The following is an 18218-nucleotide window of genomic DNA, read 5'->3' on the forward strand; positions in this document are numbered from 1 at the left end:
AACTTTTGGGGTGCGGTTCATAATTAAGCGGTGCTTTATTTATTTTACCAATCTTTGCACTTTACCAAAAGTCAAAGAACGCCACACCCATTCCAATAAACCATAATCAAACCATTTTAACCAATAATGGCTATAAATCAGTTGAATGGCAAAAATCCCCACAGAAAGCAAAAATAACGCCCCCATTTGTAATTGCCCTGCCAAACCAGTTAATTTAAAAAACGCCACACACATCAGCGTATGCATCACATAATTGGTCAATGCCATTTGTCCGACTTTGGCAAGTGGATTTAAATAATGAGCGGTTTTGTCATTAACGGATAATAAGCACAAAATGCCAATATAAATGGCGGTAAATGCCATATCACTCAAAGTTTTTGGTAGTGTTTCGATTGGGCTATATGGCTCTACCCATAAATACAATGCCAATTTTAATACCGCCCAAATGACAAATGCGATGATAATTAAACTTTTTAATAAAGATACTTTATCTTTTAACTGGTTAAAAAAGTTTAATTTGCCCACCACTCGCCCCAGTAAAAAGAGTGCAAATGCCGTTGGTGCCATTTGGATTAAGGCAAATAACAAACTTCGCCACACATCATCAGAATTAGGGCTGTCAAATTCGCCAAAAATATGGGGAAATGCCGATACCAATCCTGATAATCCCAAAAATAAACCAGCTAAAATCAGCAAATATTTAATGGATAAATCTTTTAATAACAATAAACCAAGTCCTAAAATGGCGTACAATCTTAAAACATCACCCCACCAAAAGTATGAATGCAACACCCCAATCACAAATAAAATCAATAACCGTCTTGGATAAAATGACCATAAATTCACGCCTTTTTTAATGGCACTTTCTAATTGCACCGAAAAACCAATACCAAATAAAAAAGAAAATAAAATATAGAATTTGCCTTCAAAAAAATGCGTGCTCAACCACATCGCAACACTGTCATACCAAGCCGTTGAAGTAAAATTCATCAAATTTAAATCGTGCTTAGGTAGGGCAAATGCCATCATATTAACCACCAAAATCCCAAAAATGGCAAAGCCCCGTATGCCATCCAAAATGGCAAGGTGGTCTTTGGGCTGTGTGATAGGGGCTTGGGTGGTTGGGATTTGGGTTGGGGGTTTTGACATAAAAATAGTCCTAAAAATTACTAATTTTGCGTATTTTAGTAAATTTTAGGACTAATTGCAAGGGTTTTGTATCTTAGAGAATTTACCAAAAAACACCGACCAAATTTGCAACACACATCAACACCTCACCCCTACCCCTTTATTCCTATTTGCTTGCTCAATAGCGGTTTTATTTTACAAAATAATACACTTGTAAACTTCTATTTTTAAAAAAATCTTGTTACAATAGCCCTCTTTAAATTGTAAACAAATTTTTCAAAAACATTTGCAAGGAATATAACGATGAAAAAACCTCATTTTGAGCGAGCCGACAGCGAGCGAGTGGTCATCACAGGCATGGGGGCGATTACCCCTGTGGGCAATGATTTGGACACCATTTGGGCAAACTTAACAAATGGCGTGAGCGGTATTCGTGCCATACCTGATTTTGACGGCTTGGAGATGAGTGAGTTTCGCTCAAAGATTGCAGGGCTGGTTAAGGATTTTAATGCCGAAGAGTTTTTGAACCCCAAAGAGATTCGCCGTTTTGATGAGTTTGTGCACTACGCCCAAGTTTCGTCCGCCCAAGCCTTGTATCACGCTGGACTGATAGATAGCATTAAGGGCGAAAGTTTGCCTGTTAATGTGGACAGCGAGCGATTTGGTGTGGCGATGGGGTCAGGGATTGGTGGCATACAAACCATTGAGAATAGCCGAGATACCCTGCGTGATAACGGGGCAAAAAAAGTCTCACCTTTTATCATCCCAGGCTCCATCGTCAATATGCCCGCAGGACTCATCGCCATTCGCCATAACCTAAAAGGGGCAAACCTTGCCACGTCCACCGCTTGCACCACATCCACGCACGCCATCGGGCTTGGGGCAAGGCTCATCGCCTATGGCGATTTGGATGCGGTGTTGGTGGGCGGTAGCGAAAAGGCAAGCACACCGCTTGGACTGTCGGGCTTTGGGGCAATGCACGCCCTATCCACTCGCAACGATGAACCCACCCGAGCGTCTCGCCCCTTTGATAAGGACAGAGATGGCTTTGTGCTTGGGAACGGAGCAGGGGCGTTGGTGCTAGAAAGCCTTGCTCATGCTAAGGCTCGTGGGGCAACGATTTTGGCAGAAGTGGCAGGTTTTGGTATGAGCAATGACGCAAGCCACATCACCGCCCCACCAACAAACGGTAACGGGGCAAAACGTGCGATGATAAACGCCTTAGCAGACGGCGGTATCAGTACCGACAAAGTCGGCTATATCAATGCCCACGGCACGTCCACGCCCGCAGGGGACGTGGCAGAAAGCAGTGCGATTGAAAGCCTATTTGGTAAAAACATTTTGGTGAGTTCCACCAAATCCATGACAGGGCATTTGCTCGGGGCGGCAGGAGCGATAGAAGCCATCTTTACCGTGCTTGCCTTACAGCACCAAACCCTACCCCCCACCATCAACCTAGACAACCCAGACCCTGCCTGTACGCTTGACTATATTCCCCATACCGCAAGGGCGGTGAGTGGTGTGAACTATGCCATTTCGAACAGCTTTGGCTTTGGCGGGACGAATGGTAGTTTGGTGTTTAGGCGTTGGGCGTAATAAAAATCCAAAAGCCCTGTCTTAGAACAGAGCTTTTTATAGATAGACTTGGCAGAATTATTTCACTTTAACCAATTTGCCTTGATTATTTGATTTTAGTTTAACCGTTCGCTTTTTTAACGGGCAACAGCTCGGGTCGCTATCGGCGTAGGATACTTCTGTAACATGGATAATGCCATTGACCACTTTAACATTGCCTGATAATTCTGCCGAATGTACATCGCCTTTTTTGTATTGATTTTTGCCCGTTGCCAAAAATGTCGCCACTTCAAAACTGCCTGTGGTATTATGACAGTTTAGCTCTTCGCAATAATACAGCGAGACTATCGCATCTTTTTTGCCATCTTTATTGATGTCAGCATAAATAATGTCTTTTTGCGACAATGCGTACGTATAGGCATTTTCGCCATTATGCTCTATCTCTTCTTGATTCATGGCGTGTACCGTTTTATTGGCTTGTTTATTGACTAGGCTGTTTAAGCTCTCTGCATGGGCGGTACTGGCGAATAACAAGACAGCAGGCAGTAGATAAGATAATTTCATCATTTTCTCCGTGATATGGCTAGGTTAGGTTTAAATCATCAAGTTAGGGCAAGATGACTTAATCATCCATCATTATATAAATAAAGAACTTTAAAATTACCACAAATTTACAATATGTGGGCGTAGGGACGTGCTGAGCACGTCCGATAAAATCATTAGTGTTCAACATGCCCCTACAAATCCTGTGGCAAATATCAAATTCGTTAGATATAATTAAAAAAAGCACTGAGATAAAACACTTGTTATCAATTTTAAAATAAAGAGCATTGTTTATTGATGATATTTTGGATGAATTTATAGAAAAAAAATAACCAACAATCAGTAAGCTACCATTTTAATTTAAGATTGGGCAAATTTTAACCCCCCCTTTACACGAATAATTTACAAGAATTATTCTCAATTCTCTTGTTTTTTGCTTATTTTTGGTATATTATAACATTTTATTTATCCCAGCTCTGACAGGAGAGTATCATGCAAGTACTATCATCACTCAAATCCGCCAAAACCCGCCACGAAGATTGCCAAGTGGTTCGCCGTCGTGGTCGCACCTTTGTCATTTGCAAATCCAACCCCCGTTTTAAAGCCGTGCAAGGCGGTAAAAAACGCAAATAATTGTGTGTCATGCCCCCGAACCGCTCTTTACGGGGCGGTTTTTTTGTAATTACTTATTTTAAAATGTCGCTGTTTTGTACAGATGGGCGGGCTTGCGTTGTCAAGCATGGCTTATTTTGTTATGATGATTATATTTCCTAGCCATCATATCTCTTTTATTTATTGGACAAGCCATGAGCCAGTCAGACATTTTTAGCACACTCATTCATCATCACGACATTCAGCGTAAGCTGTGTCAAGATTTTCAACATGCCATCATCCAACAAGACCGCCCCAAAGCCGAGAGTGCCTTTATCCCCCTAAAAAATGAGCTAGAAGCCCACGCCGCCGCCGAAGAGCGTCATCTGTATGTGCCTGTGATGGCGTTTGATGATGGGTTAGAACTCTCTCGCCACGCCATTGCCGAACATCATGAGATGGACGAGATGATGGCGGTGCTGTCCGATGGGCGAGCAGGGGATGAGCGATTTTTTAAGACGGCACAAGAGCTTATTGATGAGACCTTGCACCATTTAAAAGAAGAAGAAAATGAGTTTTTTAAAGAAGCCAGAGAACTGCTTGACAAACCCACCCAAGAGCGACTGGGCAAGTTATATCAAGCCGAACATCAGGCATTTGAAGACAAGCATGGGGAGTGATTGTTTTACAATGCAGACCCAAACCGCTTTAAAAAAATGGTAAAATAACCCATGAATTTTGACATCATACCACCCATTACTGGTAAAGATTGCTTTGCCAAAATGGGTGCTATCAGAGACATCAACCGCCTAAAACGCACCTATGGGGAACCAATTGGAAAAATGCAAGGGCTTTTGCCTTGTCAAAATAAACAACGAAGTCTATGAAGCCGAAATCCATTGGTGCGAATGTCATGGCATTGGTGCGGTTGAGTATAAAATCAAAAGGTTACTATCATGAGATGGTTATTGTGCATTAATAATAAAGACTACCCTGCCAGTTTGGAAGTTATGAAACTTTACAAACAGCTAGACAACCCAACCGCAGAGCAGTTGGGCATGGTGTAAATCATCGATGAAAGCGGGGAAGATTATCTGTATGCCAATTCCCTATTTATCCAAGTGCCTGCTGTCTTTGGCAATCACATAGACATGGCTTTATCCGTCTAGTGCCGGACTTATTGAGTTGCCAAGCAACCTTGCAAAGCGTTAAATCTGCTGATACACTTCATCAAACGGCACACGAAACCGCTCGCCCCATACGCCCTGCTCGCTACGCACACCGCACGACACCACCATATTAATCTCGGCTATGGCAGGCAGTCTAAGCAGGGTCTTTATCATCGCCCCGTCAAAGCCTTCCATAGGGCAAGTATCAAGCCCACGCTCACTCATGGCAAGCATGAACGTCTGAGCGACCAGTCCACAGCTTTTGTGCATGACGATACGAATGTCATCTTTTGAGACGTCCTTTTGCATGGGGCGAACCTTTGAGATGGCACACGCCACGCCCTTTCTTGCCGTCCCCACCAGTGGCACATCTTGGGTGTAGAGCAGGGGCATGAGACGATTATAATAATGGTCAAATTTTTTAATACGCCTGTCCACCTTATGAACAGGGCTGTATGTACGTACGTTTTCACGCTCAAAGGCAAACACCGATGTGGCACGCTGTCTGTGCAAATCAGGACGTATCACGAACACCACCATTTGGTCAGCGGTCGTGGCAGAGCTTTGGGATAGGCAGGCTTTGGCAAGTGTGGCGAGTGTGGCTTTATCGGTGATGTGGTAGCACTCGTACAGTTGCATGTTAGAGCTGGTCGGGGCAAGCGTGGCAAGGGCTAGGCAGTCCTTGACGATGTTGGGGTCAATGGGCGTGGGTAGGTACTCACGCACGGCACGGCGATGGTGCAAGATGTCAGATAGGCTCATAATCTATGTCGGTTGGGTGTGAAACAACTATTATAGCATGGCTGGTGCGGTGATGATTGGCATTTTTGCATAAAAATTTTGCATAAAAAAGGGCGAATTTATTCCGCCCTAATATTTTTAAACATTTTTACAAACGCATCTCGCCCTACATCCAGTCCCTATCCGCTACTTCTTCGGTATTACTTGGCAGACGAGTCACCAACACTTGGTCAATCTTATAATGGTCAATGTCCACCACTTCAAATTTTAGATTTTCATGCACGACAAAATCGGCAGGACGTGGGATTTTTCGCAAGCGATACATGATAAAGCCCGCCAACGTCTCATAATGATCCCAATCTTCAAACTCCACCACATCAAGGGCGTGCTTGACATCATCGATGGGCGTGCTACCGTCAATGAGCCATGAATTTTCATCACGGCGGATAATCTGCTGTTCTTCCTCGATGGGCGACCCCCAGTCCCCCATGACCGTCATCATGATGTCGGACAATGTAATGACCCCGACCACCCATGCATATTCGTTGATGACGACCGCAAATTTTTCTTTACTGGCACGAAATTTATCCAAAAGCTCAGACAAAGTGAGCGTATCAGGGATAATCAGCACGTTACGAATGGTACTCTCGTTAAGCTGTACAAAAGATTGGTTGTTGAGTAGCCTTACCAAAATGTCTTTGGTGTCCACATAGCCGATGACTTGGTCAATGGTCTCATTGCACACCAAAAATTTGGAATACGGAAACTCAGCTATCTTTTGTCGCATGGACTCTTCGGACTCGCCCAGCGTAAAATACACCACATCTTCACGCACGGTCATCGATGACGGTACGGTACGCTCTTCTAGCTCAAAGACATTTTCAATAAAATGCTGTTCTTGCTGTAACACCACGCCTGCCTCCGCCCCTGCATCCATAATGGCAGAGACGTCATCAAAGGTAATGCTCTCTTCTCGCACGGTGTTGATTTTGAACAGGCGAAACGTGGCGTTGGCAATGCCATTGATAATCCACACAAGCGGTTTGACCACCTTGATGACCACGAGCATGGGATTGATGACTGCTAGGGCGACCTTTTCGGGGTTTATCATGGCAATGCGTTTGGGAATCAAATCAGCATATAGGATAAAGATGAGCGTTACCACCGCAAAACTCGTAAAAAACGCAATACTCTCTGTCCACTGCCCTTGATAAAACTGTCCGATAAACTGGGCAAAATAAGGACGAAGCGCCCCTTCACCCACCGAACCACCAAGGATAGCGACTGCGTTTAGGCCTATTTGGCTGGTGGCAAAGAAGTCCGCCGAATTTTCTTGCAAGTGCATGATTTTATCAGCACGGGTGTCGCCCCCTTCGGAGATGAGTTTTAGTTTCAATTTTCTTGCCCCTGCTAAGGCAATCTCAGAAATTGAAAAAAAACTTGATACTAATATCAATATGGCGATTAAAAATAAATGTTGTAATAAATCCATGTGAATGCTCAAAATGTTTTAATGTTTTGTAGTAGTTTATCAATTTTCGTTTAAATTTCAAGTACAAAGACGTACGCCCACAAAAAAGGGCGAACACTCACCCCTGATGTTATTTGGGTTGGCAATGTATCACTTGCCCTTTTACCCCGCTTGCCATGTCGGTCATGAGATACACATAGGCAGGCATGATGTCTTCGGGCGTTTTTAGGGTCAAAGGATTCTCCCCTGGAAAGGCGTGGGCTCTCATGTTGGTGCGAGTCGCTCCTGGATTGATACAGTTAAACCGCAAGGCGGTGTGGTTTTTGGTCTCTTCGGTAAAAATGGTACTCATGCCTTCTATCATCTGCTTAGATAAGGCATACGCCCCCCAAAAGGGTCGCACTTTTGCCACGCCAGAGCTTGTGAACACCACCGAACCACTGGGGGCAGAGACAAGTAGCGGAAATAGGGCTTGGGTAAGCATAAACACGGCTGTGGCATTGACGTGCATGACCTGCTCAAAGGTAATAGGGTCGTACATTTCAAGTGGGGTCAATGCCCCAAGCACACCTGCATTATGTAGCACGCCGTCAAGCCTGCCAAACTCTTTTTGAATTAGGGTTGCAAGCTCATTCATCTGGGCAAAGCTCGCCTTTTCTAAATCCATGGGCAAAATGGCAGGCATGGCAAGCCCCAAACTCTCTATCTCATCATAGACCGCTTCTAGTTTGGACTCTGTTTTGCCAAGCAGGAGTACAGTCGCCCCACATTTGGCATAGGTTAGGCTTGCCACTTTGCCAATGCCGTCCCCTGCCCCTGTTACTAGAATAATCTTGTCGGATAGGCTGTCGGCGGTCGGGGTATAGTTTAAAATGTCTGGTGTCGTCATGGTTGGGTACTGATTTTTTTTATTAAGTAAAAATTAAAATATGGTTAAATTTAAATAATTTTATACTTGCTTAACTTCAAAATATACCACCGTAGGAGTGTACTAGTTTTACCAACGGGCGTGGAAAGCCCACCCCTACAAGCCTGTGGCAAATATTAAGCTCATTAAATACATTTCTTATTTAAAAGGTGTGTGGCACGCATATTTTATCAATGAAAAATTAAAAGCGGTTAAATTTAAATCATTTTAAAATTGGCATTGTCAAATTGGCAACGGCTTAAACCAACCCCAACACCAACCGCCTCAATTCATCAGGCGTATCCACCACCTTATCCGCCCCCCACTCATGGGGATTTTCATCAGGGACGATATAGCCAAACCCCACCGCCACCGTCATCATGCCAGATGCTCGCCCTGCCTGTATGTCTCTGATGTGGTCGCCCACATAAATGCAATTTTTGGGGTCTATGTTTAGCTTTTTGCACGCCAAAAACATCGGCTCTGGGTCGGGTTTGGTGTTTGCCACATCATCAGGGCAAACAAGCACCGCACAGCGTTTGGCTAGGTCTAATTTATCCAGAAGCTGTTCTGCTAAATATCTAGGTTTGTTGGTAACAATGCCCCACGCCACGCCTTTATTTTCTAAGGTGTCAAGTAGACTGTCCAAGCCGTCAAACAGTCGGCTATCCACACAAATGTCCTGCTCGTACAAATCCAAAAACTCTTGACGATAGGCAAGCATTCGCTCATCCGTGTCCGCCACGTTCATGAGCTCATCGCCAAACATCAAACGCACCATTGCCCTAGCCCCTGCCGAGACCTGCTCACGAATGGCGGTATCAGTGGGGCAAGGGTGATTGTGCTTGGCACACATGAGCTTGATGATACGGATAAAATCAGGGGCGGTGTCGATGAGCGTGCCGTCTAAGTCAAATAAAACCGCATTTAGCTTTGTTGTGCTTGTCATGTCAGCCCACCGCCTTTGGGCTTTGACCCTTGACAAACGACATCATGTAGTTTACGTCCACATTACTGTCGGAGAGCCAAAACCGCTTGTTTAAGGGGTTGTAGTGTAGCCCTGTCATGTTATCACGGGCAAATCCTGCCCTGATAGCCATGTCATCAAGCTCGGCAGGCGTGATGAATTTGTTAAAATCGTGCGTGCCTTTATCCACAAGGCGTAGCACATACTCCGCCCCCACAATGGCAAATAGGTAGGATTTGGGGTTACGGTTAATCGTGGACGTTACAAACACGCCATTGGGCTTTAATAAGGCAAAGCACGCACGCACAATCGCAGACGGGTCAGGGACGTGTTCTAACATCTCCATGCACGTTACGACGTCATACATCCCCGCCTGCTCGCTAGCAAGCTCTTCTATCGCCACACAGCGAAAGGCGAGCGTGTCGGTCATGCCTGTCCGCTCGGCATGAATCTGCCCTGCTTGCAGGTTTTGCTCCCCCAAATCCACACCCAGCACGTCCGCCCCACGCACCGCCATAGAATGCGACAAAATACCGCCACCACAGCCCACGTCCAGCACCTTTTTGCCGTTTAATCTTGAGCCAAAAAAGGCGCACGTTTGGTCTTCTATCCAGTCAAGGCGTAAGGGGTTAATGTCGTGCAAGGACTTAAACGCCCCTTGTCTGTCCCACCATTCATCGGCAAGGCGGGTGAATTTGCCAATTTCATCAAAGTCGGCATTGTGGGCGGTGTGTGCGGTCATGAGCTATCCCAAGTGATAAATTGGCTTATCTTACCATTTTTAGCGATTTTTAACCACTTTTTCCCTTGCTTTTCATACAGATTTTGGCAAATTTTGTGTTGTTCATTTAAAAATGCTTAAATTTTAGGCAGATTTCATAAAAATTTACATAATACAACGTTTGATTAAGAATTCTATTACCCAATTTTGGCAAAAATAAGTTAAACTATGCGATATTTTTATTTACCCATATTTGGTTTTACCAAAACGATTTGTTGGCACTGTGCCAATCTAGGATTTTTTATGAAAAACACCCTTAAATTCACCGCCCTTGCGTTAGCGGTTGGTCTATCTGGCATGGCTCATGCCAATTTTGTTGAAGGTCAAGACTACAAAGTCCTGCCTAATCCTGAGAAAATCGCCGGCGACGTCATCGTGGTGCGTGAGTTCTTTTGGTATGGTTGTCCGCATTGTTACAGCTTAGAGCCACACATGCAAAAATGGGCAAAAACCCGTGCCAAAGACGTGGCGTTTTTCCGCACGCCTGCCGCCATGAACCCTGTGTGGGAAGTGCCTGCCCGTGGTTTTTATGCCGCCCAAATTATGGGTTATGAAGAAAAAACCCACCAAGCTCTATTTGATGCCATCCACAAGGACGGCAAACGTGTGGACAAATCCAAAGAGACTCTTGCCGACTGGTATGCCACCCAAGGCGTGGACAAAACCAAGTTTAACACCACTTACGACTCATTTGCCGTTACCACCAAACTAGAACGCTCAAAAGCAGGGGCGAAAAACTATCAGCTTACTGGCGTGCCTGCCGTTGTCGTACATGGCAAATATGTGGTTGCAGGCGATGGTGCCAAAGTTACCCAAGTGGTTGATTTTCTTATCAATAAAGTGCGTGAAGAGAAAAAATAATCAGCTCGCTCATACAGTTCGTGCCATGATTGGTGCGGACTTTTTTGTGTCTTTTTATCATCGTTTAACTTCAAAATACACCACCAAAAGGCGTGGAAAGCACGCTCCCACAAAGGTATTTTTCAATATTTAGCATTGGTGCAAATTGGGGTTAATTTACTATAATTACTCCTCCCTTAAAAGCTCGCCAAACACCCCCAAACTCTCTCCAAACTCGTCCACCTTTTCGCTGTCTAGCTCCACGCTCATCACGACATTGTGGGCATAGTCCGCTCCCAAAATCTCGCCACCAGCCTGCCCGACCAAATAGCGTATTTGGGCTTCGTGGGCGAAGGTGGTGGCGACTTCGAGCTGTGATTTTGGTACAAATGGCACAAGCTCCATCTTGTCCACCACCATCTGTGTGGTGGTAGCGTAAGCTCGTGTCAGCCCGCCTGCTCCCAGTTTTATCCCACCAAAATAGCGTACCACCACCACAAGCACATTGCCAATTGCCTTATGCTGTAAGACATTTAAAATCGGTCTGCCTGCCGTGCCGTTTGGTTCGCCGTCATCGTCAAAACCTGCGTGCGTGGTGTTGTGTGGGTCGCCCAAAATATAGGCAACACAATGATGACGAGCGTCAGGGTATCTCTCACGCAACTGTTCCACGTGAAACATCACTTCATCTTTATGGCTAATGGGATAAGCAAAGGCGAGAAATTCGCTTTTTTTGATTTCATAAACCGCTTGGCAAGGGGCGGATAAGGTGGCGTAGGTCATCAACAGCAATCCCAATAAAATTTCACCCGACTAAAATCGCCCTTTGCCAAATCATCAGGGTGGATAAAAAAGTTACCCACACCACCATCCCCCCACATAATCCCATAACCGTCCACATCATCGGTATCTAATTGAAATAACAAGACATAATCCTGTGGCACATCGCCATTTTGATAGGCTCTGGGGTCGCTTTGAGTAAAGTAGGGATAACCTAGCAAATGATGTCCTGCACTGTTAAAAATAGGTAAGTCATAAATTTTATCGCCAAGTTCGTCAAGCTCTTGCTCGGACAAAGTATGATTGGCAAAAATCACATCAAAAACCTTGTCTTCTGTAAAACTGATGGCGGACTCGGTCAGTGTAAAAGTGGGGGCAAATGCCACTACATCAAAAAATGGCAAATCATCGGTATCAACCCCCAGCCCATCAAAATCTTGCCAAAGAGCGGTGTCATCTTGAATGACTTCGTCAAAATACAGCACCTTACCATCATCAAAATTAGTAAAAAACACCAACATTCCTGTTTTGGGCAAATGGTCATTGGCGGGCAAATCTGCCAAATTAAACTGTGCCAAAAAACCAAGCGGTCTGCCGTATTTATCGGTTGGATAATCCACATTCTTTGGCAAATAAGGCTGATTGCCACCAATTTTACTCGCCCACAAAGGCAACCCATCAGCCACACGCAATGCGATGTTAATCACGGGTTTGGCACTTGCCAAAATGTTGGCTTTAAATGGCAAAAACTCGGTAGGCAATTCATCAATGAGTGTGTGCAAAGTCATTGTTGCTCCTTATGAAATTATCAAATTTGTGTTAGAATTATACCATTTTTAACAGATGAATAAAGGCAAATATGCGACTAGACAAATTTTTAAGTAAAGCCACCGAATTATCCCGTAAAGATGCCAAAAAAATCCTGCATGCAGGCGAGATTACCGTAAACGATGAAGTCATCAAAGACGGTAGCGTGCATATCAATGCCGATGATGACGTGCTGTGGGCAGGCGAGCCGTTGTCGGCGGCGGACGGTAGCCGTTATATTTTGCTCTATAAGCCAGACGGCTTTGAATGCACCCTAAAAGCCAAAGAATACCCCATTGTTACCGAGCTGATTGCCGTGCCAGAAGTGGCAAGCTTGCGGATTGCAGGACGGCTTGACGTGGACACCACAGGAGCGTTACTTCTATCCGATGACGGAACGTGGCTACACCGAGTTACCAGTCCCAAGCGTCATCAGCCCAAACGCTATGAGATTACGCTTGCCGACCCGATGACCCCAGACGAGCAAGCCTATGCCATAAAACAAGTGGCAAACGGCATTTTGTTAGAAGGTGATACCGAAAAAACCCGCCCTGCCGAGTTGTTATTTACAGATGAGACGCACGCCACGCTTATCTTGACCGAAGGTAAATATCATCAGGTCAAACGCATGATGGCGTATTTTGGCAATAAAGTTACCCACCTACACCGAGCAAGCATTGGCAATATTACCCTTGAGGGACTTGAAAAGGGAGAATGTCGCTTTTTGAGTGATGATGAGATTGGGCAGTTTTGATTAATTTGGGCGGATTAGTGTGTTTATTTGAGCAATAAATACACCTCTCCAATTTTTATGGATTTTTGCCAATCATACTTTACTGCCCAACCCTGTCAGATTGTGGGGAAGTTGTAAACGGCTCTCGCTCGCTTAGATTTTGGGGTATAATCTATGCCAAATCATTTTGGGATAAACCATGAAAACATTTAGCACGTTACTTACCCTAAGCCTTGCCATTATAACTGCCACCATCAGTCTGCCAAGCACCGCCCAGACACCTACCCCCATTACCGCAAGTGACAACCAACTCATCAAACAAACTCTACGCCAAATCGGACTTGCCACACCCGTTCGCACCATCACCCCGACAGGCATTGGCGAGCTTTTGATGGTAACGCTGACCACGGGCGAGAGTCTGCTTATCACGCCTGATGCTCGCTATGTGATTAACGCCACCGCCGAGCCAAACCCCAGCACCATTCACGCCATCGACCCTGCCATCATGAGCGATAAGCCCACAGGCACCCCGATAGGTGAAGACCATAAAATCGCCCTGCTTGCCAACATGAACGCCCTGCCCCTAGTCACCCCTGACACCATGTTTTTTCACACGAGTATCAAGGGCTTGCTTTGGGCGGTTGCCCAAAATGGCACACCATTTTTGGTCAGTGCAGACGCTCATTATGTCATCGGGGGTGATGTCAGCGTGATTGCCAACGGCAAACTTGGCGGACTTGACACCGCCTTTGAGACCGCCAAAAACCGCCACACGCTTGCCACCTTAGACCCTGCCAACCTAACCATCTATCCTGCCAAAGACGAGCGAGCGGTCGTCTATGTCGCCACCGACATCAACTGTCCCTACTGCAAGATACTTCACAAAAACATTCCCAATCTTACCGCCAAAGGCATTACCGTCAAAGTCATCGGCTATCCTGTCTATGATGAGTCGCCTAAGCCCATGCGACAAATCTGGTGCGAGCGTGATAACGCCAAGCGTGCCAAGCTCCTAGACCTTGCCATGAAAGGGGTCAAGGCAGGCAACCAATGCGGTAATGACGACAACCATCTGTCATCCAACATCGCCAAAGTCCGCCCCCTTGCCATCATCGCCACCCCTGCCGTCTATGGCGAAAATGGCGAGTTGTTTGAAGGCAACGTGGCAAATGATGAATTGGTCAAATTTTTGATGGCAAAGTAGGGCGTGCCTGCCCTTTATAACACTATTTACAATATAGAAATATTTTAGAAATAAATAAACTGTTTTTGCATGAAAAATGGCTATCCGACCACTTAATTTTAAAAGTTAAGTTAAAATTTTAAAAATTTATCTGATTGAAGTGGTCGGATTGTTTTTCTTCCTTCGTCAAAAGCTCGTTTGATAGAACGACTATCAAATCTCACTTTTTCCTTGAAAAACGGGCGATTTTTCGTGATTTTCATTGCAAATACAAAAAGCAGGCACGCCTAGTATTGTCTTGACAAATATTTTTAAAATCGCTATATTAAAAATCATTTTTTAAGGACAAAACCATGACTCACTTCATCACCTGCGACTTACTGGACGACAACGAAGACAAAACCATTCACGTCATACCACCCATGATAGACGGCAAATCGTTCAAGCACTATGGCGGTATCACAACCTTTGGCGGGCAAGCCGTTACGGTCAAATGCTTGGAAGATAACTCTCGTGTCAAAGAACTGCTTGCCACAGACGGACAAGGCAAAATCCTAGTCGTGGACGGTGGTGCGTCCCTACGCTGTGCGTTAATGGGCGACATGATTGCCAAATCGGCTGTGGATAACGGCTGGGCAGGGGTCATCATCTGTGGCTGTGTGCGAGACGTGGACGAGATTGCCAAGATGAGTCTTGGCGTGCTAGCCTTAGCAAGCACACCCAAAAAGAGCGTAAGAAAGGGCGTGGGCGAGACAGGTCTGGCGATTGTGATTGGTGGGGTGGTCGTCCATGACGGCGATTGGGTCTATGCCGATAATAATGGCGTGATTGTCGGTGGAGAAAGATTGGTTTAGGTTTGGGGTTGAATTGGGATTTGGGTTGGGTTTTAATTTAGCCCAAAACCCCATTTATCAATCCTAATTTAGGCAGATTATCAGGGTAAATCACATTTACCCTATCTCAAAATATTCTTGGGCGAATATGATTTGCCCCTACACGTCTTTTTATTTTTTGGTCTTAGTTCAAAAAGTATGCTACAAAGAAAACCGTTCGTGGCGAGCTTGGGAAACCTAACGGTTTTCCTACCCGCAGGCAGGCTCAGGGCGAACGGAAAACCTAGTTTGGCATACTTTTTAGACCACTACCTTATTTTTTCAAATCATCACTCCCTTGTCCGAGCAACCGATCTCGCCAGCCCCACTTGTCCGCCATCAGTCAAGCCTTGCACCACGCTGTCAAAATCGCCCTGCTTTCGGTTTTGACTCAGTTTAAATCTACCAATCATCTCACCGACATCAACCGTCAAGCCCAAAATACCCTGTATCTTGTCCGTCAGATAGTCGGCAGGGGCGTGTCATGGATTAGAGTGTGCAATACGTCTATCAGCTCGCTTGATAACCCCAAAGCCTTCAAATCCTTGTCAAACTGGCGTGTGGTGATGATTTTTTTCATGGCACGTTATGATTTGGGGGGTGGTGTCGTACGCCTTAACAAAATCGTCCAAGCTGTCATAGGTCAGCACATCGCCCTGCTCCAACTCGCTAATGGCATTTAGCAGTTTATCGGTGGGGATTTTGTCGTTTTTCGCCCAATCAAAGGACAAAGGGATAACCCCTGTTTTAATGACTTGATTGGCAAATACACTCTACAAAATGAAAAAGTACCACGGTTTCCGTTCGTGGTGAGCCTGTCGAACCATGACAAAAACCGACCCTTCGACAATCTCAGGGCGAACGGTTTCTGTAGTAAAATTCAATTTTGTTAGCTGTAATTTAAATGCTTGTGGCACAGTCAAGCCATATTCACCAACCACTTTGGCAAATTATTCTTTGGTGGTAGGGTCAAAACTCATGTTAAAATTATTGCTCATCGTTGTTTTTCCTTATAAAACCAATGACAATCTAACGATTTTTCTTTATTTTAAAATGAAAACTGGCATAAATCAAGCCGTCTGTTTGATTTATGCCAAGCTGTAATGATTGGGCAAATGGTGCATAGTACGCACTCTACCATTTTGGCAAATTTAACTGGTAAATTAAGGCTGTGTAACTTGCCCAATTCTCTGCCCCATTACCACCGTCTTACCATGTACAAACTCATCGCCCCATGCGGTATTTGCCGATTTTGGTAGCACGATAATGGCGGTAGAACCTAGATAAAACCGCCCAAGCTCATCGCCTTTTTTGAACGTGATGTCATGCGTGCGGTGCTGAATGTAGGGCGTGCGTTTGATTGCCCCTGTCGCTACAGACTCAATCCCTGCCACAATCATCGCCCCAACCAACACTACGCACGCACGCCCAAAAGCGGTGTCAAATTCGCACACCAACCGCTCGTTACGGGCGAACAGGTCAGGGACGTTCTCAGCGGTGGTGTTATTGACCGAAAACAGCGTACCTGGCACATAGCGTGTGGCAAGTAGCGTGCCGTCAAAGGGCATATGCACACGGTGGTAGTTGGTGGGGGCAAGATAAATCGTGGCAAATGAGCCGTCCACAAACGCCTTACTCAGCTCAAAATCCGCCAAAAGTTGCCCCACGTCATAATCTCGCCCCTTGGCTTGAATGAGTTGCCCGTTTGTGATTGCTCCGATTTGGCTGATTTTACCGTCAGCGGGGCAGGCAATGCCGTCTGCCGTCTCTTCAATCGGACGCATTCCACTCTTTAATTCACGGGTAAAAAAGTCGTTGAAACTGTCATAATCATCCAAATTGCCACGCTCATATTCTGCCAAATCAATGTTATAGGCTTTGGCAAAGGTATGGACAAAGGCTTTTTTGATGTACGGATTTTGGCTTTTGGCAAGGTAGCCTGCCACTTCTGATAGGGTTTGCTGTGGGGCTAAGTTTTGGGCTAGGGTAAATAGGTTCATGATTTTTCCAAAATAAAAACGAGTTTGGGCTATTTTAACCGATATTTGCTATAATAACCGTTTTATTTTGCTAAATTTTATGTCAAACACCCCAACCAATCCCATGACTGCCAAAGAACGCCTATTTCATGCCATGCTGTTTAAGATTGGGGCGATTGGGCTGACGGTGGCTGTTTTTGCCCTGTTTGGCGACAACCATAGCCCGACCCACGCCACAGGTTTGGCGGTGGCAATCTCGGTGCTGGCGGTGGTGTGGAACATGGTGTTTAATTTTTTGTTTGACAAAGTGGTAACGGGCGAACGCCCTTGCCGCTCGCTTGGCACTCGCCTTGTTCATATGGACTTGTTTGAAGGTAGGCTGTTTTTGGCAACCGTGCCGATGATTGCCTATGCCCTAAATGTCTCGCTGTGGATGGCGTTTGTTATGGATATTGGCGTGGTGGCGGTGATTGGGGTATATACGCTACTTTTTAATTGGGGTTATGATTGGGTGCGGTATAAGATACGGGCAAGGTAATTTTTTAAAAATATGGCATTGTTCCATTAAAATAAGTTTTGTAATAATAAGCGTGTAGGAGTGATTTATTCGCCCAAAATTCACACTTTGCATAGAATAAATTCTACCAAAAAATAAATCACCCCAACACCCCCATTTAACCCAGCCCAAAGGAAAAACCCATGAAAGCCCTAATCCAACGAGTTAAGTCCGCCCATGTCAATGTGGATGGTCAAATCATCGGACAAATCCAATCAGGCGTGCTTGCCTATATCGGCATTGGCAAAGATGATGATTTTGATAAAGCGTGCAGACTGGTGGATAAAATCATCGCCTACCGCATTTTTGAAGATGGCAACGGCAAAATGGGCAAATCAGTGTCCGATGTGGGCGGTGGCTTGCTACTGGTGTCGCAATTTACCCTAATGGCAAAAACCGACAAGGGTCGCCGTCCCGACTTCGCCCCTGCCATGCCCCCAGATGACGCAAGGGCATTGTTTGATAAGTTGGTAAATTATGCCAGACAAGTCTATCCCGATGTTGCCACAGGTGAATTTGGGGCGAATATGGCAGTCGTGGCGGTCAATGACGGCCCGATTAATTTTTTGCTTGACGTGTGATTTTTATAATTTAC

The 18218-nt window shown here is 45.3% G+C and carries 22 protein-coding genes; 12 read left to right on the forward strand and 10 right to left on the reverse strand.

The features are described 5' to 3' along the window. Positions 1-39 precede the first annotated feature (39 nt). Complete coding sequence (locus B5J93_RS00700) at positions 40-1149, reverse strand: DUF418 domain-containing protein (protein WP_079323955.1); 1110 nt, start codon at positions 1147-1149, stop codon at positions 40-42. Positions 1150-1431: 282 nt separating this feature from the next. Here B5J93_RS00700 and fabF point away from each other — a divergent pair, with 282 nt between their 5' ends. Next, entirely contained in the window at positions 1432-2724 is a 1293-nt protein-coding gene (fabF, locus tag B5J93_RS00705; protein ID WP_079323956.1) for a beta-ketoacyl-ACP synthase II, read from the forward strand. Positions 2725-2781: 57 nt separating this feature from the next. Here fabF and B5J93_RS00710 read toward each other — a convergent pair whose 3' ends face one another. Beyond that, positions 2782-3267 carry a hypothetical protein gene (locus tag B5J93_RS00710; RefSeq protein WP_079323957.1) on the reverse strand — a complete coding sequence of 162 codons (486 nt, stop codon included), beginning with the start codon at positions 3265-3267 and terminating at the stop codon, positions 2782-2784. A gap of 471 nt (positions 3268-3738) precedes the next feature. Here B5J93_RS00710 and ykgO point away from each other — a divergent pair, with 471 nt between their 5' ends. The 3 genes from ykgO to B5J93_RS13400 all read left to right on the forward strand — a co-directional run bounded on the left by ykgO (position 3739) and on the right by B5J93_RS13400 (position 4724). Further along, entirely contained in the window at positions 3739-3879 is a 141-nt protein-coding gene (ykgO, locus tag B5J93_RS00715; RefSeq protein WP_029103571.1) for a type B 50S ribosomal protein L36, read from the forward strand. 173 nt (positions 3880-4052) lie between these two features. Next, positions 4053-4517: a hemerythrin domain-containing protein gene (locus B5J93_RS00720; protein WP_079323958.1), complete on the forward strand. Its 465-nt coding sequence runs from the start codon at positions 4053-4055 to the stop codon at positions 4515-4517. Positions 4518-4568: 51 nt separating this feature from the next. Continuing rightward, complete coding sequence (locus tag B5J93_RS13400; RefSeq protein WP_158079680.1) at positions 4569-4724, forward strand: hypothetical protein; 156 nt, start codon at positions 4569-4571, stop codon at positions 4722-4724. Positions 4725-5045: 321 nt separating this feature from the next. Here B5J93_RS13400 and B5J93_RS00725 read toward each other — a convergent pair whose 3' ends face one another. The 5 genes from B5J93_RS00725 to ubiG all read right to left on the reverse strand — a co-directional run bounded on the left by B5J93_RS00725 (position 5046) and on the right by ubiG (position 9834). Then, complete coding sequence (locus B5J93_RS00725; protein ID WP_079323959.1) at positions 5046-5768, reverse strand: nitroreductase family protein; 723 nt, start codon at positions 5766-5768, stop codon at positions 5046-5048. Positions 5769-5913: 145 nt separating this feature from the next. Beyond that, positions 5914-7239: a polyamine export protein PaeA gene (gene paeA, locus B5J93_RS00730; protein WP_079323960.1), complete on the reverse strand. Its 1326-nt coding sequence runs from the start codon at positions 7237-7239 to the stop codon at positions 5914-5916. A 109-nt stretch (positions 7240-7348) separates the two neighbouring features. Next, complete coding sequence (locus B5J93_RS00735) at positions 7349-8107, reverse strand: YciK family oxidoreductase (protein WP_079323961.1); 759 nt, start codon at positions 8105-8107, stop codon at positions 7349-7351. A gap of 277 nt (positions 8108-8384) precedes the next feature. Next, positions 8385-9074, reverse strand: coding sequence for an HAD family hydrolase (locus B5J93_RS00740; RefSeq protein ID WP_079323962.1), 690 nt, complete (start codon positions 9072-9074; stop codon positions 8385-8387). A 1-nt stretch (position 9075) separates the two neighbouring features. Further along, a complete protein-coding gene (gene ubiG, locus B5J93_RS00745; RefSeq protein ID WP_078274728.1) occupies positions 9076-9834 on the reverse strand; it encodes a bifunctional 2-polyprenyl-6-hydroxyphenol methylase/3-demethylubiquinol 3-O-methyltransferase UbiG in 759 nt (252 codons plus the stop codon). Between the two features lie 282 nt (positions 9835-10116). On the opposite strand from ubiG, the gene B5J93_RS00750 reads away from it, so the two are divergent. Further along, positions 10117-10734: a thiol:disulfide interchange protein DsbA/DsbL gene (locus B5J93_RS00750; protein ID WP_079323963.1), complete on the forward strand. Its 618-nt coding sequence runs from the start codon at positions 10117-10119 to the stop codon at positions 10732-10734. Between the two features lie 165 nt (positions 10735-10899). On the opposite strand, the gene B5J93_RS00755 is transcribed toward B5J93_RS00750, so the two are convergent. Further along, the gene (locus tag B5J93_RS00755; protein ID WP_079323964.1) at positions 10900-11496 is read right to left on the reverse strand and encodes an IMPACT family protein; all 597 of its coding nucleotides are present in this window, start codon (positions 11494-11496) and stop codon (positions 10900-10902) included. After that, positions 11496-12281, reverse strand: a complete 786-nt coding sequence (locus tag B5J93_RS00760; RefSeq protein ID WP_079323965.1) for a YwqG family protein — start codon at positions 12279-12281, stop codon at positions 11496-11498. The genes B5J93_RS00755 and B5J93_RS00760 overlap by 1 nt, the downstream gene beginning before the upstream one ends. Before the next feature lie 71 nt (positions 12282-12352). Between B5J93_RS00760 and B5J93_RS00765 the strand changes: the two genes are divergently transcribed. From B5J93_RS00765 to B5J93_RS00785, 5 genes are all read left to right on the forward strand, one after another. Further along, complete coding sequence (locus B5J93_RS00765; protein ID WP_079323966.1) at positions 12353-13054, forward strand: pseudouridine synthase; 702 nt, start codon at positions 12353-12355, stop codon at positions 13052-13054. Between the two features lie 178 nt (positions 13055-13232). After that, the gene (locus B5J93_RS00770; RefSeq protein WP_079323967.1) at positions 13233-14237 is read left to right on the forward strand and encodes a DsbC family protein; all 1005 of its coding nucleotides are present in this window, start codon (positions 13233-13235) and stop codon (positions 14235-14237) included. A gap of 332 nt (positions 14238-14569) precedes the next feature. Further along, positions 14570-15070 carry a ribonuclease E activity regulator RraA gene (rraA, locus tag B5J93_RS00775; protein WP_079323968.1) on the forward strand — a complete coding sequence of 167 codons (501 nt, stop codon included), beginning with the start codon at positions 14570-14572 and terminating at the stop codon, positions 15068-15070. Positions 15071-15417: 347 nt separating this feature from the next. After that, complete coding sequence (locus B5J93_RS13245) at positions 15418-15771, forward strand: hypothetical protein (protein WP_143823461.1); 354 nt, start codon at positions 15418-15420, stop codon at positions 15769-15771. 142 nt (positions 15772-15913) lie between these two features. Further along, complete coding sequence (locus B5J93_RS00785; protein WP_079323970.1) at positions 15914-16192, forward strand: hypothetical protein; 279 nt, start codon at positions 15914-15916, stop codon at positions 16190-16192. A 59-nt stretch (positions 16193-16251) separates the two neighbouring features. Here the strand turns inward: B5J93_RS00785 and asd are convergent, their stop codons facing one another. Continuing rightward, entirely contained in the window at positions 16252-17088 is an 837-nt protein-coding gene (asd, locus tag B5J93_RS00790) for an archaetidylserine decarboxylase (protein WP_079323971.1), read from the reverse strand. A 79-nt stretch (positions 17089-17167) separates the two neighbouring features. On the opposite strand from asd, the gene B5J93_RS00795 reads away from it, so the two are divergent. Both B5J93_RS00795 and dtd read left to right on the forward strand, forming a co-directional pair. Further along, positions 17168-17605: a PACE efflux transporter gene (locus B5J93_RS00795; RefSeq protein WP_079323972.1), complete on the forward strand. Its 438-nt coding sequence runs from the start codon at positions 17168-17170 to the stop codon at positions 17603-17605. Between the two features lie 161 nt (positions 17606-17766). Further along, positions 17767-18204, forward strand: a complete 438-nt coding sequence (dtd, locus tag B5J93_RS00800) for a D-aminoacyl-tRNA deacylase (RefSeq protein ID WP_079323973.1) — start codon at positions 17767-17769, stop codon at positions 18202-18204. The last annotated feature ends 14 nt before the right edge of the window (positions 18205-18218 follow it).

It is taken from the genome of Moraxella equi (assembly GCF_002027555.1).
In the GTDB taxonomy this organism is placed as follows: domain Bacteria; phylum Pseudomonadota; class Gammaproteobacteria; order Pseudomonadales; family Moraxellaceae; genus Moraxella; species Moraxella equi.

Excerpts from the sequence above, each read along its gene's own strand:
- B5J93_RS00700 (WP_079323955.1), bottom strand. The coding sequence starts at position 1,149 with ATGTCAAAACCCCCAACCCAAATCCCAACCACCCAAGCCCCTATCACA.
- fabF (WP_079323956.1), top strand. The coding sequence starts at position 1,432 with ATGAAAAAACCTCATTTTGAGCGAGCCGACAGCGAGCGAGTGGTCATC.
- B5J93_RS00710 (WP_079323957.1), bottom strand. The coding sequence starts at position 3,267 with ATGAAATTATCTTATCTACTGCCTGCTGTCTTGTTATTCGCCAGTACC.
- ykgO (WP_029103571.1), top strand. The coding sequence starts at position 3,739 with ATGCAAGTACTATCATCACTCAAATCCGCCAAAACCCGCCACGAAGAT.
- B5J93_RS00720 (WP_079323958.1), top strand. The coding sequence starts at position 4,053 with ATGAGCCAGTCAGACATTTTTAGCACACTCATTCATCATCACGACATT.
- B5J93_RS13400 (WP_158079680.1), top strand. The coding sequence starts at position 4,569 with ATGAATTTTGACATCATACCACCCATTACTGGTAAAGATTGCTTTGCC.
- B5J93_RS00725 (WP_079323959.1), bottom strand. The coding sequence starts at position 5,768 with ATGAGCCTATCTGACATCTTGCACCATCGCCGTGCCGTGCGTGAGTAC.
- paeA (WP_079323960.1), bottom strand. The coding sequence starts at position 7,239 with ATGGATTTATTACAACATTTATTTTTAATCGCCATATTGATATTAGTA.
- B5J93_RS00735 (WP_079323961.1), bottom strand. The coding sequence starts at position 8,107 with ATGACGACACCAGACATTTTAAACTATACCCCGACCGCCGACAGCCTA.
- B5J93_RS00740 (WP_079323962.1), bottom strand. The coding sequence starts at position 9,074 with ATGACAAGCACAACAAAGCTAAATGCGGTTTTATTTGACTTAGACGGC.
- ubiG (WP_078274728.1), bottom strand. The coding sequence starts at position 9,834 with ATGACCGCACACACCGCCCACAATGCCGACTTTGATGAAATTGGCAAA.
- B5J93_RS00750 (WP_079323963.1), top strand. The coding sequence starts at position 10,117 with ATGAAAAACACCCTTAAATTCACCGCCCTTGCGTTAGCGGTTGGTCTA.
- B5J93_RS00755 (WP_079323964.1), bottom strand. The coding sequence starts at position 11,496 with ATGACCTACGCCACCTTATCCGCCCCTTGCCAAGCGGTTTATGAAATC.
- B5J93_RS00760 (WP_079323965.1), bottom strand. The coding sequence starts at position 12,281 with ATGACTTTGCACACACTCATTGATGAATTGCCTACCGAGTTTTTGCCA.
- B5J93_RS00765 (WP_079323966.1), top strand. The coding sequence starts at position 12,353 with ATGCGACTAGACAAATTTTTAAGTAAAGCCACCGAATTATCCCGTAAA.
- B5J93_RS00770 (WP_079323967.1), top strand. The coding sequence starts at position 13,233 with ATGAAAACATTTAGCACGTTACTTACCCTAAGCCTTGCCATTATAACT.
- rraA (WP_079323968.1), top strand. The coding sequence starts at position 14,570 with ATGACTCACTTCATCACCTGCGACTTACTGGACGACAACGAAGACAAA.
- B5J93_RS00785 (WP_079323970.1), top strand. The coding sequence starts at position 15,914 with ATGACAAAAACCGACCCTTCGACAATCTCAGGGCGAACGGTTTCTGTA.
- asd (WP_079323971.1), bottom strand. The coding sequence starts at position 17,088 with ATGAACCTATTTACCCTAGCCCAAAACTTAGCCCCACAGCAAACCCTA.
- B5J93_RS00795 (WP_079323972.1), top strand. The coding sequence starts at position 17,168 with ATGTCAAACACCCCAACCAATCCCATGACTGCCAAAGAACGCCTATTT.
- dtd (WP_079323973.1), top strand. The coding sequence starts at position 17,767 with ATGAAAGCCCTAATCCAACGAGTTAAGTCCGCCCATGTCAATGTGGAT.